The organism is Peribacillus sp. NPDC101480 (genome assembly GCF_050277335.1).
In the GTDB taxonomy this organism is placed as follows: Bacteria; Bacillota; Bacilli; order Bacillales; family DSM-1321; genus Peribacillus.
Map to the genome: position 1 here is coordinate 452,721 of NZ_JBNNSB010000002.1, position 15,981 is coordinate 468,701.

General features: G+C 38.7%; 11 protein-coding genes. 2 read left to right on the forward strand and 9 right to left on the reverse strand.

Annotated elements, in window-relative coordinates:
* Positions 1-185: 185 nt before the first annotated feature.
* From ACQKMF_RS09740 to ACQKMF_RS09760, 5 genes are all read right to left on the reverse strand, one after another.
* Positions 186-1,583 carry a sigma-54-dependent transcriptional regulator gene (locus ACQKMF_RS09740; RefSeq protein ID WP_427572807.1) on the reverse strand — a complete coding sequence of 466 codons (1,398 nt, stop codon included), beginning with the start codon at positions 1,581-1,583 and terminating at the stop codon, positions 186-188.
* The gene (locus ACQKMF_RS09745; RefSeq protein WP_402942198.1) at positions 1,576-3,702 is read right to left on the reverse strand and encodes an ATP-binding protein; all 2,127 of its coding nucleotides are present in this window, start codon (positions 3,700-3,702) and stop codon (positions 1,576-1,578) included. The genes ACQKMF_RS09740 and ACQKMF_RS09745 overlap by 8 nt, the downstream gene beginning before the upstream one ends.
* A 135-nt stretch (positions 3,703-3,837) precedes the next feature.
* Positions 3,838-5,607: a nitrilase-related carbon-nitrogen hydrolase gene (locus ACQKMF_RS09750; RefSeq protein WP_427572810.1), complete on the reverse strand. Its 1,770-nt coding sequence runs from the start codon at positions 5,605-5,607 to the stop codon at positions 3,838-3,840.
* 77 nt (positions 5,608-5,684) lie between these two features.
* Positions 5,685-6,608, reverse strand: coding sequence for an alpha/beta hydrolase (locus ACQKMF_RS09755; protein WP_427572812.1), 924 nt, complete (start codon positions 6,606-6,608; stop codon positions 5,685-5,687).
* Positions 6,609-7,465: 857 nt separating this feature from the next.
* Positions 7,466-7,828: a hypothetical protein gene (locus tag ACQKMF_RS09760; RefSeq protein WP_427572814.1), complete on the reverse strand. Its 363-nt coding sequence runs from the start codon at positions 7,826-7,828 to the stop codon at positions 7,466-7,468.
* Between the two features lie 513 nt (positions 7,829-8,341).
* Here ACQKMF_RS09760 and ACQKMF_RS09765 point away from each other — a divergent pair.
* Both ACQKMF_RS09765 and ACQKMF_RS09770 read left to right on the forward strand, forming a co-directional pair.
* Entirely contained in the window at positions 8,342-9,976 is a 1,635-nt protein-coding gene (locus tag ACQKMF_RS09765) for an acetolactate synthase large subunit (RefSeq protein ID WP_427572816.1), read from the forward strand.
* 28 nt (positions 9,977-10,004) lie between these two features.
* Positions 10,005-11,438 carry an aldehyde dehydrogenase family protein gene (locus ACQKMF_RS09770; protein WP_101221743.1) on the forward strand — a complete coding sequence of 478 codons (1,434 nt, stop codon included), beginning with the start codon at positions 10,005-10,007 and terminating at the stop codon, positions 11,436-11,438.
* 226 nt (positions 11,439-11,664) lie between these two features.
* On the opposite strand, the gene ACQKMF_RS09775 is transcribed toward ACQKMF_RS09770, so the two are convergent.
* From ACQKMF_RS09775 to ACQKMF_RS09790, 4 genes are all read right to left on the reverse strand, one after another.
* Positions 11,665-12,066: a YybH family protein gene (locus ACQKMF_RS09775; RefSeq protein WP_101221742.1), complete on the reverse strand. Its 402-nt coding sequence runs from the start codon at positions 12,064-12,066 to the stop codon at positions 11,665-11,667.
* 148 nt (positions 12,067-12,214) lie between these two features.
* Positions 12,215-13,021, reverse strand: a complete 807-nt coding sequence (locus ACQKMF_RS09780) for a sugar phosphate isomerase/epimerase family protein (RefSeq protein WP_170971535.1) — start codon at positions 13,019-13,021, stop codon at positions 12,215-12,217.
* A 21-nt stretch (positions 13,022-13,042) separates the two neighbouring features.
* Positions 13,043-14,389 (reverse strand): MFS transporter, encoded by a 1,347-nt coding sequence (locus tag ACQKMF_RS09785; RefSeq protein ID WP_260357312.1) that lies wholly within the window; start codon positions 14,387-14,389, stop codon positions 13,043-13,045.
* Positions 14,390-14,601: 212 nt separating this feature from the next.
* Entirely contained in the window at positions 14,602-15,969 is a 1,368-nt protein-coding gene (locus ACQKMF_RS09790; protein WP_402942187.1) for an MFS transporter, read from the reverse strand.
* Positions 15,970-15,981: the final 12 nt, after the last annotated feature.

Sequence of the window (15,981 nt, forward strand, 5' to 3'; positions counted from 1 at the left end):
ACTCCTTTTTAAAAGTTAATTCTTTAATAAATTAATGCAAGTAACATGCCAACTATATATGGGCTTTTTTTCAATTTCTACATATCTTTTTGATATATTTTGTAAAAAAATTTTTCGCTTTGAAAAAATACTTTTACAAACTTTGAGGATTGCCAAAAACATATGAAAACGAAAAAAAAGAAGAATTAAAATAATTCTTCCTTTTTTTGCTTAATTTCTTCAGATGACTTATTCATTTGTTCATGATACTTATTTATCTTGTAAAATAGCCGCTGTCTTGAAATTCCCAGCTCTCTGGCTGCTGCGGAAATTTGCCCATCGTTCTCTTCAACCGCAGACAATATAAATTGCCGTTCAATGTCTTCCATTTGTTCTGGAAGCGTTCTCTTTTTATTAAAAGAAACTATTGAAGGAAACTCTGCATTCATTTCACTAGATCCCCTAATTTCAGAAGGGAAATCTTGTAACGACAAGTCTTCCTCCTTACATAAAACTGCTGCTCGCTCAACGGCATTTTGAAGCTCCCGAACATTTCCTGGCCATTCATATGCTTTCAATATATTCATAAGCTGAGGTGACACTCGAAAATTTTTCTTCATTTTTTTACGGTGCTTCTCCAAAAATTCCCCAACCAGAAGGGGAACATCTTCTTTTCTTTCTCTAAGTGCCGGAATATGCATATCTATAATATTCAAGCGATAATACAAATCTTCACGGAAATTCCCCTCTTGTACCATTTGTTTCAAATTACGATTTGTTGCAGAAATAATTCGAACGTCTACTTGTTTTAATTGATTGCTACCAAGACGCATGAAGGATTTCTCCTGCACGACTTGAAGAAGCTTAGCTTGAAGCGTAAGTGGCACTTCGCCAATTTCATCCAAGAAGATAGTACCATTTTGTGCTGCTTCAAATTTCCCTGCACGACTTGCTGTGGCACCGGTAAATGCACCCTTTTCATAACCGAAAATCTCGCTTTCCAGCAAATTTTCAGGGATAGCAGCGCAGTTTACAGCAATGAATTGACCGTTATTGCGATCACTTAAGGAATGAATCATCTTGGCGATCATACTTTTTCCTGTTCCGCTTTCCCCATGAAGAAGAACCGTTACATCTGTGGCGGAGACACGTTCAATTAATTCGTAAATCTGCTTCATTTGCTTGCTTATACTAATAAAGCCCTCTATAGATTCAAGTTTGTTTAACTGACTTTTCAGTTGGATATTCTCTTGTTTCACTTCAAGTAGTGTATAAGCTCTGTTAATAACAAGTTCTATTTCCTCTAGTTTTGCTGGTTTTTCTAAATAATCAAATGCACCTGCCCTTATAGCGGATACAGCGCTTTCTATATCGCCATAAGCCGTCATGATGACAAATACCTTTTGAGGATAGAGTGCCATGAATTCCTCTAAAAGTTCCAAACCAATTGCATCTGGAAGATTTAAATCGAGGAAAACAAGGTTGGGGCCGTCTTCTTTCATTCTTCTTCGTGCTTCTTGTCCATTGGCAGCAAGAATTACTTCATATCCCTTCTTGCGAAATGACAATGATAGAACACGCAAAAGTCTAATTTCATCATCCACAAACAGAATGCTCTTCATATTCATTCTCCTCATGTTTTAGTATTTCAATATGTATTGTGGTACCTTGAGAGAATACGCTTTCCGCCCATATCTTCCCACCATGTTGAACTATAATTTCGTGAGCAATAGATAAACCTAAACCTGTTCCCTCTGGTTTCGTGGAATAAAACGGATTGAAGACCCAGTTTAATTTTTCTTTCCTAATGCCTTCTCCGGTATCCGAAATGGAAAGCTGCCAATATGCCCCTTTCTCTTTAAGCGCAACATGAATATTACCCTCATCTTTTATCGCTTGAATACTGTTCAAAAATATATTTAAAAGCAATTGTGTCAATTTATGCCGGTCCCCCAAAACGGGAGCTTTACTAAAATTGTATTCGGTTGTGACCATAATGTTTGCATCATTAAATTTTCTTCTTAATAAATTAAGCAATTCATCAGTAATCATAACCAAATCTGTCAGTACATGATTGTTATATTCATCATCTTTTGTTAGCTTCAGAAAATCAGTTAGTAGTCTGTTCATGCGATCCGAGGCTGTTAAAATATCTCCTGTCAATTCATCAATCACTTCTTTTTCTTTAAATTCATCTTCTATTTGTAGGCGAATTGTTTCTGCAGCAACCTGAATAATACTTAAAGGATTTTTTATTTCATGGGCAATCCCAGCAGTGAGCTCGCCAAGGGATGCTAGCCGTTCACTTTGTTTTAAGTATTCTTCAAGCTTCTTCACTTCACTTACATCACGAATGACAAGAATGGCGCCGATGTACTCATCTTGTTCTCCTTTAAGAAGAGACGCATAAATACGGACATCATGAAACCCCTTTTCTTTATCAATAATATAGCTTTCTACTTCTTCAAAAGACTTCCCTGCATTAAACGTTTTTAAAAGAACGAACTCTTGTATATCATGTATTATCGGCAAATTAAAAATAAGCTGATTTAATACTTCTTCCCGGCTATAAAGCATTAAATCTTCTGCTCCTTTATTGAAGGTCATAATCCTACCATCCTTGTCCGTAGTAATAACACAATATGGAATGGACTCCAGGATATAAAACATACTTCTTTCTTTTTCCCTCAATTCCGTTGCCATCTCTGATAATACAATCGATAATTCCTCAATTTCATCATTTGTTTTCACTTTAACGAATGCTTTCCGTTTACCTACTTTATATTCTTGTACATGCTTGATGAGAGTCGTGACAGGAAGAATCACTCTTGATGCACTGAACATAGCAAGTCCTATTGCGATAATGAAAACGATGGAAAAACCTTGTAAAAGTAAACTTTGGACCACTTTTGCAGGCTTTAGTGCTTGTTTAATCGGTTCTCCCACAATCAAACTAATATCACCCAAGAGAATGGGCCGATACGCAATGGCCATTTCTTTGTTAAAAATCTCGCCATTCCAAACATCAAAATCTTCTTTTTGAAGATGAATCCCAACCTCATGATTCCGAATGGATTTGCCAATATAACTTTGGTCAGTATGTGCAATAATTGTTCCATTGCGGTCAATTATTGCATTCACTCCCTCTTTCCCGATTGCAAATTTTTGAAGGTGTTCTGATAAAACGTTTAAATTTAAATAAGCGACTACACTCCCCTTAAATTCTCCCTTTTCATTAATGGATGGATATGCAATCGCAATGGTCTTGCGGCCGTCAGGCAGTTCCATCATATTTGAAATATAGCTTGTCTGACTCCAGGTGAGCCTTTTTAAAATAGAACCATTTTCTATAAAATCAGAAAATGGAACATTCGGAATACGTTGGTTCAACTGATTCTCTTTATATACTTCTATGAACAGATAAAGTGGATCCTGTGCCAAGATCGTCTCTATTTCTACATGAAAAGCATTCTCTGCTTTGTTATCAATATTTGTAACAATGGGCGATACCTGTCGCATATCGGAAATTGAATTTTTGAAGATATTCTCTGTTTGGTTGCCAAGGGTTTTGGCTATAAGTTCATCTCGATACTCCATTTGTGACCGTACAGATCCATTCATTACATGTACGGCAATCAAATAAAGAGAGGCCAGTACAAACAAAATGACAACTAAAACAATAGTTACATAACGCTTCATTAGCCGTGACTGAAATACTTTCATTTACAAAACCTCGATATGTGAGAAATGAAAAAAGCACTTTATACATTGTTATTAAAGTACTTTTTATGTGTGCTTCTTAACAACCTCACTTTTAATTGTTACCTATTATTAAAGTTTACTAACGACTCGAAGCGCTTACATTTGTAACTTCTTTACCAGTTCCCGATAAAAAATCGGCCTTCTTGATAGTAATAACTTATGTTGATCAAACCACCAATTTTGTTCCATTTTAGAATTAGCCACTATCAATACCTCTTCACTGTGAGAAGAGGCAACTACGGGCATGTCACTTCCATAAATCGGATCAGGTGTATAAAGGGCACTCCCACCTTTACAATCGATATCTGTACCTATAAAATTAGCAATGAGTGTTTTTGTTTGCGAAAATCTTGCCGTGGCGTCCCATGTCGTCATCGAATTTATCGGAAACTTATTTTCCATCATTTTTTCAGGAAGCGCCAGTGTTGCACCAAATTCACCATGCCAGCATGAGGGGATGGTAATAAAATCGGCACGTTTTACGGCAATAATGCCCGCTACCTCAGGATATGCAGCATCACACCCGACTATAAGGCCCACACGCCCTATATCCGTTACATTTGCTACAACCAATTCCCAACCGGCAGAGGCCCAGCGTTCGTCCGATTCTGACAAATGAACTTTACGGGCTTTGGTAACCCTATCGTCCTCTGGCGTCAGAAGAACCACTGTATTATAAAGGAGATTCTTTTCTTCCTCTATCATACCAAAAATGATATTAATTTGATATTCAGTTGAAAGCATTCTCATTTCTCTTATGGTTTCTCCATATATGGGTTCAGCAAGTTTCCGGATTTCCTCAGGGCTAAGTGAATTAACGGGACCTGTTAAGGAAAGTTCCGGGCAAATAACTAGTGATAACAAGCTTTTTTGTTTTTTAGCCTTGAAGCTAGCATCCGCCAGGAGGTTTTTTATTTTCTTAAGATTTTCTTTTTTATCTCCTATTACCGGTTCATACTGCAATAAAGCAGTAGAAGTCTTTTTTTCATAAGTCCCGGTATCCATTTGCTTTGATGGTGATTTTTTATACTCCCAAGGTCCGACGTGCAACATTAAATCAGAATATAGGTCTGGCTTTCGTTTTTCCATTCTTTTTTTTGCGGGATTTTCATATAAAGCAGGGTCAATATCCGCATATAAAATAACTGTCTCACCTCTCGCGTGACTTTTTTCTACGTATGGGGTTTCAGCAAGTTTCCTACCTAAAGGTGACCAAATGGCACTTGCACCGATCATATGGTAATCGGTTTCTGTATTGGAACGATTCGCACCAATGACGTACAGACCGTTCATTTCAGCCCATGCCTGCAGCATCGAAAGCGATCCACCTGTTGAATTCGTCGGAAAGCAAAGAATATCCGCTCCCTTCACAGCAACGATCCGGGCCGATTCAAAATAGCTTGAATCCATACAAATAATGACTGCAATCCTCCCAATAGACGTTTCGTATACCGGAATGCCCATGTCCCCCCAATGTGCCCAGCTATCTTCTGTTGCCCATTGATGCACTTTCCTGTATTTTCCGATATATCCCATAGGACCCACAAGCGCAGCCGAATTATAGCAAAGTCCGTCTTCTTCATCTACCTCCGCCATTCCTATGATAATATGTGTATCGTAAAATTTTGCGACTTCTTCAAAACGTTTAGTGGTTTTCCCCGGGATCGTATCTGCAAATGGAAGTATAGACTGACGATTCTCGTAATGATAGCCTGTTGTAGCCATTTCCGGTGTGACAATCAATTTGGCTCCATTCTTCGCTGCTTCTGTTACCGCCTCAAGCAAATGATCAATATTGTTGTCCAATTGATTTAATAGTGGATTAAACTCAATAATGGCTGCTTTGAAAGGATGCTTATTATCCATAAAGTGGCTCCTTTTGATTCAAAATATGAAAAGACAGATGACAAAATAATTTGCCACCTGTCACGCGATTATCTATTTTACCCTTGCATTTGGATGACTTTAATATTTTCTTCCTTTTTTATTAGAATTTCACCAAAGAAAGCTTTAAGCGTTTCAATTAAATCTTGGAAAACTTCATGCTCATGATACATGAAATCATTATGCTTACCATTTATTATATAAAGTTTTTTCGGTTCATTTGCTGCTTCGTACAGTTCATTTGCCTCATCAAGTGGATGTAATAAGTTTTCTTTTCCATGGGCAATAAAAAGCGGGACCGTTACATTTTTCACTTCTTCTTCTGCGTTCATGCTAATTATTGAGTCTGTAAACTGCAATACTGTCTGCTTACCAAATGGGGACAGAACGGCCAGTTCCTTTTCAACATAATCCGCTGTGGCCGGATCAAGCGGATAATGAATAAACGTACTTGCAAGTTGGGACTTCCCAGTTAATACCCGTTGTTCTCGATCTTTTTCAATCGTTTTCAAAATTTCATTCCATTCAACATAGGAATGAATAGAGCGTAACCATCTTTGGCCATTATAAAAACCATTTAGTGCTGCAACTGCCTTAACCCGTTTGTCTCTTGCGGCCACACGGACCACATTCGAACCGCCCATACCCCATCCTATTAATCCTATTCTATCTGAATCTACTTCTTCCTGGAGGGAGAGGAATGTTATCGCATTTTGAATATCTTCTACCTGCTCATCCAAAATAACGCGACCTTCTTCACCTTCACTTTTTGCGAAGCTCCGATAATCAAATCCTAAGCAGACATAACCTGCCGCTGTTAAATTTTTCGCAAATAACTTTGGATAAAATTCATTAAACCCTTGATATCCAGAATTCGGAATAATAGCCGGTCTTTTTTCTCCTTTTTTATAATCGTCTGGAAGATACACTGTGCCATCTAATTTGTAACCTTCACTATAAAATTGAATTTGACGCTCTATCATTTCCCTACCTCCAATAATTTTAATTAGCTTTCGTTATTAGTAATTGCAAGCAGCGTGCCAGATTGGAATTTGAACATTAGGATAAGAAAAAAGGAGAAAATAAAAGGGAAATCTCAAAATTGTCATAGCAAAGATCTATTAAACCAGAAAATGTGTTAAAATTTTTTTACATGGAAAATTATTTTTATGACAAATAGAGTTATGAGCCGTCTATTGAATCTAACATGCATACAAATACTCTTATTAGCTTCAATTGCTTATTAAATTAAACATCATCAACTATCCATTCTAGTTTTCATATTTCTAAGCAAGTTATAACAATTTAAAATAAAAAGCCACCATATACGGCAGCCTTCACTTATTACTTCAATTCTTTAATTATTTCAGCACCACAAGAGTTGTCGATTATACAGCGCCATGTACCCTTGGAATCCTTTTTATATACATATGTCGCAGTTCTTTCCATAGAGAATTCTTGCGTTTGATATTTACTTTGTTGAACAAAATCAACTTCTTTAGCTAATTGTTGTAGAGAAGATAGAGAGAAATAGGCGTGAAGTTCTTGAAAATAAAGATTCATTTCGTGACAGAAAAACTCATAAAAAACGCCATCCTTTCTGTATATTTCTACAAAAAGAATAGCGTTTTTTTAACTAACCTGCCCCTTTAGTTCATTAAGAAAAACCGAAATTAGATCATTTCGGTTTTTCTTATTAATATACGGTTAAACTCTTTTCAAAACAATACGACTTTTTTATAAACAGTACAACTTTTTTCAAATCCACACAAAAAGCTAACTCTAGATAGCCAGTGGAATCAAGTGTACAACCTGTTTTTTTTTTCATTCAGTTAGTGATTTAATAAAAAAAGATTAAATGCAAATCACTGTCAGTCCTTGATTTCGCAAAAAATTCCGCTTCATTTCCACCATCAACAAAATTACCAATACCCCAGAAATACCCACATTTTCCTCGTTCTATATATCTTGTTCCTACATGATCATTATAACTATCAGGATCGTACTCCCATAATTCAACTTTTAACTTTCCTGCTGGACCCACGTAAGGATCGCGACAAATCTTATAATCTCCACCAGTAGAGGTATACACATGACTTTCAGCACCATTAGAATAAAGAGTTTCTTCTCCTAAGTAATCCCAGCCACTTGCAAATGTAGAAGAAGGAACCAACAACTCAGCTACTAATGCTACGACACTCATTAAACTTTTTCATGCTCATTCTTCCTTTCCCGTTTAGACTTGAAAAAACTATAATCCATATAATATGTTTCTTTGAAAAAAGTTTGATTAAAAATCACTTAGAATCCTTTAATCGAAAATGAATGAAGCAGTGCAACTTTAGGTGTTCTTCTACCCTCTGAATGTAAAGCGTCTCAAACAGCTCATGATTAACCTCAAAGCTAATCATTTGCTCTCCCACTATCTATTTTGATTACAACCGAAACTTCCAAACAAAAAGGCCTTCTTCACCGAAATTTCGGGACGACTTTTTCTAAAAAATAGCGCAACTGTAGTATTGCGTGATGCTTCTGATTTCGGTCAATTTTTATTAAATAGATTAGAAACGACTCCAATTTTCCCCTCTCGTTATGACAATTGTATATAGAGTTGTAAATGTTCGAAATGGTTTTAATATCCCGCAAGTACATAATTTCTAGTGGGCAAAGCCAACATATAGGGAGATAAAATTGAAATAGTCGAGGTGGGAATAATTTGAAGGCATCTGATTTGTTTGTAAGGTGTTTAGAGAATGAAGGGGTTCAGTATATTTTTGGGATACCTGGTGAGGAAAATACGGATCTTATTGATTCTCTAATAGATTCTGACATTGAATTTATCTTGGTTCATCATGAACAAGCTGCAGCTTTTATGGCAGACATATATGGCCGGCTAACTGGAAAGCCTGGCGTCTGCTTGGGCACATTGGGACCGGGTGCAACTAATTTATTGACAGGTATAGGAAATGCTTATCTGGATTATTCCCCTGTTGTCGCGATTACAGGTCAGGCTGGCCTTGATCGAATTCATAAGGAGTCACATCAATATGTGGACATTATTGGAGTTTTTGAGGAAGTAACGAAATGGAATCAACAAATTAAGGTGCCGCATACGATTCCGGAAATTATCCGTAAAGCATTTAAGACTGCAGTCATAGAAAAGCCAGGAGCTGTTCATATAGAACTCCCGGAAGATGTGGCGCTGATGGATACAGAAGGTGAACCACTTCCGGTTACACCAATGCCTAGATCCCGCCCAGCCGAGGAAGAAATCAAAAAAGCTGTCGAATTAATAAATCGCGCTAAAAGACCTATTATTCTAGCTGGTAATGGCGTAGTCCGTGATGAAGCTGCTGAGTACTTACGGAAATTTGCAGAAGAGAAGCAGATTCCCGTTGTTAATTCGTTCATGGCCAAAGGAGTTTTACCTTCTGACCATCCATTGACCCTTTTTACAGTAGGGATGCAAGCAAGGGATTATGTTCTATGTGGGTTTGATTTGGCCGATCTTATTATCACCGTCGGCTATGATTTCGTCGAGTATTTGCCAAAGTATTGGAACGTTGAGGCAATGAAGCCGATTATTCATATTGATGCCCGACCGGCTGAGATTGATGCCTATTACCCCGTTCAAGCTGAATTAATCGGAAATGTTACTGAGGCACTTGAAGCCCTGACTACTGGTGTAGCAAAAAAGGAGCTTTGGCCAGAAGTGAAAAAGTTAAGGTCTCAAATCATTGAGAAATTTCATTCTTCTGATGATGTATCAGGAAGCCCTATCATCCCTCAGCGAATTATTGCCGATATAAAAAAGGCAGAAAAAGGGAATGCCATTGTCATTTCGGATGTGGGCGCCCATAAATTATGGATTGCCAGGATGTATCAGCCGGAAAAGCCTAATCACACTATCATTTCTAATGGCTTTGCATCAATGGGTATTGCGGTTCCCGGTGCCATTGCGGCCAAATTGGCAAAGCCTGATAAACCTGTCATTGCGGTTACAGGGGATGGTGGATTTCTGATGAATGGGGTTGAATTGGCAACTGCCAAACGTCTGGGTCTTGCCTTCGTTATTGTCATTTTCCATGATTCAAAATTTGGCCTTATCGAGTGGAAGCAATTGAATAAATTTGATCGTACGAATGCGATTGAATTTACAGACCCAGACTTTTTAGGATTCGCAAAAAGTTTTGGGGTTAAAGGAGTGAAAGTAACCCACTCCGATGAATTGCTTCATGCATTAGAAGAAGCGATTTCAAGTCAGGAAATTGTCTTGATTGATGTGGATGTCGATTATTCGGAAAATGTAAAGTTATCGAAAACACTAGGTGATTATATTTGTAAATTATAAAGAGCATGTATTATTGGAGGAATGTCAAATGAAGAAAAAGTGGCAATTGTGGATCGGTGGCAAATGGCGGGAGGCTAAATCGTATGAGCCCTTATTCAATCCCCATACAAATGAAGAAATTGCACAAATCGGACAGGCTGAACCAGCGGATGCCATTGAAGCGATTGTTGAGGCAAATGCCGCTTTTCAGAAATACCGATCCTACCCGGCTCATGCACGAGCAGAAATTTTATTTAAAGCTGCAGCAATCATGGAAGAACGCAGTGAAGAGCTTGCGAAAATCATTTCTCTAGAGGCGGCGAAAACGATTCGAAATGCTCGTGAAGAAATGAATCGTACGGTTCAGACCTATCGTTTTGCTGCAGAAGCGTCCAAGAACAATTATGGAGAACAAATCCCGATGGATGCGGCAGTTGGCGGGGTAAACCGTTTTGGCTTCACGGTTCGCACCCCGATTGGCGTCGTTACTGCGATTACCCCATTTAACTTTCCCTTTAATCTGGTCGCACATAAAGTTGGTCCAGCTATTGCGGCTGGAAACTCGATTGTGTTAAAACCTGCCGAACAAACCCCGTTGAGTTCATTGGTTCTTGCCGATATTTTTAAAGAAGCAGGGTTGCCAGATGGAGTATTGAACATCATACCGGGCAAAGGGGATGTTTTAAGTGAAGCATTGACGACCCATCCACATGTAAAAAAGGTGACTTTTACAGGCAGTGTAGAGGTCGGACACCTTATCCAGCAGCAGGCAGGCTTCCGTAAGCTTACCCTTGAACTCGGATCTAATTCGCCGTTCATCATTGATGAAGGAGTCGACATCGATAAAATCATTCAAAGAAGTGTGATGGGTTCATTTACGAATAATGGTCAGGTGTGTATCTCGATTCAACGAATTTATGTTCACAAATCACTATACCAACAATTTTTAGATCGATTCGTAAGTACAACAAAACAGCTTGTCATCGGTTCCCCACTGGACGAAAATACAAATATTACAGCGGTTATTTCAAAAAAATCATTGGAACGATTACAAAGTTGGATTGACGAGGCAGTACAGGAAGGAGCAAAAATTGAGTGCGGCGGTACAGTTGAAGGCAATGTACTTTTACCTACCGTTTTAACCAATGTAAATCGTGACTCAAAGGTATTTCGTTTCGAAGTATTTGGTCCAATTGTCTGCATTTTCCCATTCGATACGCTGGATGATGCCATCAATGATGCAAATGATTCGCGTTACGGATTGAACTCAGGAGTGATGACTCCGAGTATAGAACGAGCTTTTTATGCGGCGGAACGCTTGGAAACAGGTGGAGTCGTAATCAATGATATCCCAACTTACCGGATTGATAATATGCCTTATGGTGGCTGGAAGGACAGCGGAGTTGGCCGAGAAGGCGTCAAATATGCGATGCAAGAAATGATGGAGCAGAAGTTTATCAGCTTTAAAATAAGCGACAATTGAACATAGGGAAAATTATAAACCCTTATTATATGAGACGGCGATATCTTAAAGATTTCGTCTTCTTTTTTTGTCGTAAATTTATGTTTTGATTGTAGCCGTTGTTCTTATTATTGGTACAATCATTTCTTCATTTCAGCATCACTTCTATACATAGGCGATTTTTTACATACAGATGTAATCTAGTTGTAAAAGATAAAAAGCCACCAAATACGGCAGCTTTCACTTATTACTTCAATTCTTCAATTATTTCAGCACCATAAGAGTTGTCGATTATACAGCGCCATGTACCGGTGGAATCTTTTTTAAATACATATGTCGCGGTTCTTTCCATAGAGAATTCGGAGTCTTCCTTTTGATTGGCACTTAGCTGGGCTTTTGCCACAACCAATGCCGTATCACCCGTTTCGATTATTGCCATCTTATCTTGATTGACGATTAAACTATGGTTAAAGTATTCAGCGATAGCAATGAATGCCTGACGGATTTCCGCTTTCCCTTTTGCAAATGTTCCAGGTTTGACAACTAAAGTTGCATCCTCTGAATAGAACTCCATTAAATGATCGAAATTCTCATTATTTATTGCCCTGTCCGCATTTTTTATGATTTGTTCCAGCTCATGATTCTGCATATTCACCATCCTATTCAGCTTCTTTTAATTGGACCGCTCTTATACCAATTGATGTTCGACTGTCATGATGGAATATCCTGCTCAAGAAGCATTTTTAATAAAAGTTGATATCCTATCGTATATCTTTCAGCTAAAAAACGTAAAGAAATCAATATGCCAGTTGCTGTTTCCATTGTTCTAATGAGGCAAGCAAGTTAGGCATTCCTTCCTGACCGAAATATTCCAGAGAAACAAAGCCTGTATAATTCCGCTTTCTCAATTCTTCGAGTAAGCGAATATTGTCAACATCCCCACTAAAAATGGGGGCTGGTTTGTTTTTATATCGCTCTTTATGATTGTAGTGATAATTTTTTAAATGTACATGGCTGACATGGGGGAAGATGGATTCCAATACCTCCTTCGGATTCAATTGATCAACGTATAAGTTAGCACCATCGAAAATCAGTTTTATCCGTGGATGGTCAATATCTTCTAAAAGCTTTTGAATAGCTTCGAGGTTATCAGCAAAAGAGTCATAGTGAATTTCTATTGCTACATCCACTCCATAGAGATCGGCCATTTGCCCTAATTTATTTAATTCGGTAGCGGTTTCCGACCATTGCTCCGGTGAGGCATTCCTTGATGCTATATGCCCTGCGAAAGTCCGTATTAATGGGCAGTTCAATTGATGGGCCATATCTAACAATTTTCTTGCTTGATTGATTTCGTTTTGATGTTCTTTTTGGTTCCAGAGTTTCGAAAAAGTCGTATATCCACTAATGGATGGTATTTGTAAATCATTATTTTCAAGTAATTTGGCTAACTTGTCCAGTGGTCCATGCTTCTCCTGAAATCGTTCTATATGTTTATTCCATAATTCAAGTCCTTTAACATCCGCTTGCAACGGAAGCAGCCAATTTATTATTTCCTCTATGTCCCATTCTTTAAATCCTGTAGTGCATAAACTCAGTTTCAATGTAATTCCGCCTTTCTCCTTTTATTTTTTCATTGTGATTTCTATACGCTGTACTTTTCCGAGAAGGAAGATATAAGCAAAAGCGCCAATTAGGGCCACTACGGATATAAAGGTTAACGCTGCTGCATAAGAATGTGTCGCACTAATGATTAAACCGACGATTAACGGAGATAATGCCCCTCCAATGTTTGCTACAAAATATAGTGAGGAACCCGTTAGGCCTACCATTCCTTTCGGGGCAATATCAGCTAAAAGTGCTCCGGTAACTGTTGATGCCATCCCCTGTCCAAAGAATGCTATCGCCATAAAGGTGATGACTATGTTTGGTGAATCCGTATAATTCCCTCCAAGAATCAAACAAGACAGTAACAATCCGACAATGATGGGAAGTTTACGTGCCATTCCTGTTGATACCCCGCGTGTCAGCATCCAATCGGAACATCGGCCGCCAATGAGGGTTCCTAATATGGCTACGATGTAAGGAATACTCGCATAAATTCCAGTTTTCAACATCGTCATTCCCTTTTCATCGATCAAGTAGGATGGAAACCAAGTCATAAAGAAAAACAAAGTAGTTTGAATGGAAAATTGCCCGATGAACATTCCCCAAATTTGACGGTGTTTAAGCAGTTGGCCTATTCGGTTCCAGGAGAAAGGATGCTTCTCTTCAGTTCCGATCATCCCTCCGCCTTCTTTGATATAGTTTAGCTCTTCCTGAGAAATCCGCATATGTTCCCTAGGGTTCCGATAGAATCCATACCAAACAAATCCAATGAGAATCCCTATGATTCCGGCGATATAAAAAAGGTAATTCCAACCAAAGGTTATGATGATCCAAGTAAAAACTGGAGTCAGGAAGGCTAACCCAATATATTGGGTACCCGTATAAATCCCTACAGCAGTAGCACGTTCTTTTTTAGGAAACCACTCGGATACACACCAGGCATTAGTAGGTATGGAGGGAGATTCAAAGGCACCCAGTCCTATGCGATATGTAATAAGTGACGATATATTTTTCGCGGTTCCTACCATGAATGTAAATACAGACCATAAAACGAGGGAAACCGTGTATACCTTTCGAGGACCGAATCTATCAAGAAAGTAGCCGCTAAATAGCATGGAGAAGGTATAGCTCCAGCCAAATACGGAAAATATGATACCCATCATAGCCGGATCAATATGTAAATCGGCTTGAATATTCGGAGCAGCAAGCGAAATGATGGCACGGTCGATGTAATTAATACACGTGACTAAAGCAATTAGAAATAAGATGAACCATCGAACAGTTTTCTGTTTTCCTTTTTTTGATCTGTCAGTTACCGGTTCCGATGTGCGATCTTCTATTATTGCCTTTAATTCTGAGCTCAATATTTTTCCCCCTTAACCTATTGCCCAATATTAGTACATCGTTCTACTAAATTTTTATTGAAATTTTATAAATGCCAATATGTTTCCTTCCTTTACTTACAACATGAGTTTAATATTTTCAAGAGCAGCCCCTAGAACCATTGAATTGCAGATCCCCTTGCTGCAATGTTAAACAACTAAGGGGATTGTATTCCGAATTGTGAATCATTTCTTTAAATAGTTACAGTCTTCTCTGATTCTACCTCTTCATTGTCCTCCTTGACTACCCTGTCAAAAGATCCATGTTTTTCTTGGACCAGAATATAACCGACCGCTGCGATGATACTTGGCAGCGCAAATGTAGCAAAAGCCACCTTCGGATCCATGCCTGTTGACAGAAGAAAGGCAATTAAAGTGGGAGCGAGAATTGAGCCAATCCTGCCGATAGCTTGCGAATAGCCCATACCCGTCGTACGGATTTCACGGGGGTAATATTCTGTGATATACGGATTGGCTAAGTTCATGGCACCAACAGTACAGGCACCCCCCATAAAAATCAGTAAATATACCGCGATGTTATTAGTCGTAGCGCTCAATGCGACAAAGGTAACGGCCCCTAATAAGAATAGTGTAACAAGAATTTTACGATGGCCCATTTTTCCAGCATAATAACCGCCTACTAAGGAACCTCCAATTTGACCAAGGCACAAAACCAGGTTAAATGAAAGGCTTGAGGTGATACTGAATCCGGAATCCTGCATCATTTTTGGAAGCCAGGTATTTAATCCGTAAGCCATCATCAATGTACAGAACACAGCCACCCAAATGGAAACCGTACTGAATGCCCGTTTGTTCGTGAATAGTTTTTTTACTGGAGATCCTTTTCCCCTCTGTTCAGCTTCACTAAGCCTGAAATCGTCTGTTTCTTTAAAATCCCCTTCTGGTTTGACTTTATTGAGGATTTCAACAACCTTCCCAATTTCCTTCTTTGCTAAATAGTAGGAAAGGGATTCAGGAAACTGCTTCATGAATATTGGAAGTGTAAGTAATGGCAAAATTCCAATAAAGTATAATACACGCCAATCCGTATAAGGAATGATATACATTCCCACTAATGATGCCATGATTCCACCGATTGAATAGCCACAATACATCGCAGCTACAATGATGGCCCGATTTTGTTTTGGGGAATATTCAGTCATTAGCGATATAACATTCGGCATTAATGCTCCCATTCCAATTGCAGCAATGAAACGCATTACTGTGAACCATGTGAGGTTGGGTGCAATCCCTGCCCCCAAGGTAAATATGCTGAACAAAATCATACAAATGACGAGAACATTCTTCCGGCCATATTTATCTGCGATCGGTGCTAAAATCAGGGCGCCAATCATCATGCCGAATAAGGAATAACTGCCGACTGCCCCTGCCTGAATGGAAGTTAAATCCCACTCTTCCATCATCCAAGGCAAAGCCACACCATACATGGCTATTTCATACCCGTCGAAAGCGATGGCATAAAAACACCAAAGAAAAACAAGTAAATGAAAGCGGTTAAATTTACTGACAGCAATGATATCCGAAGCTACTACACTACGCATTTTCCGCCTCCC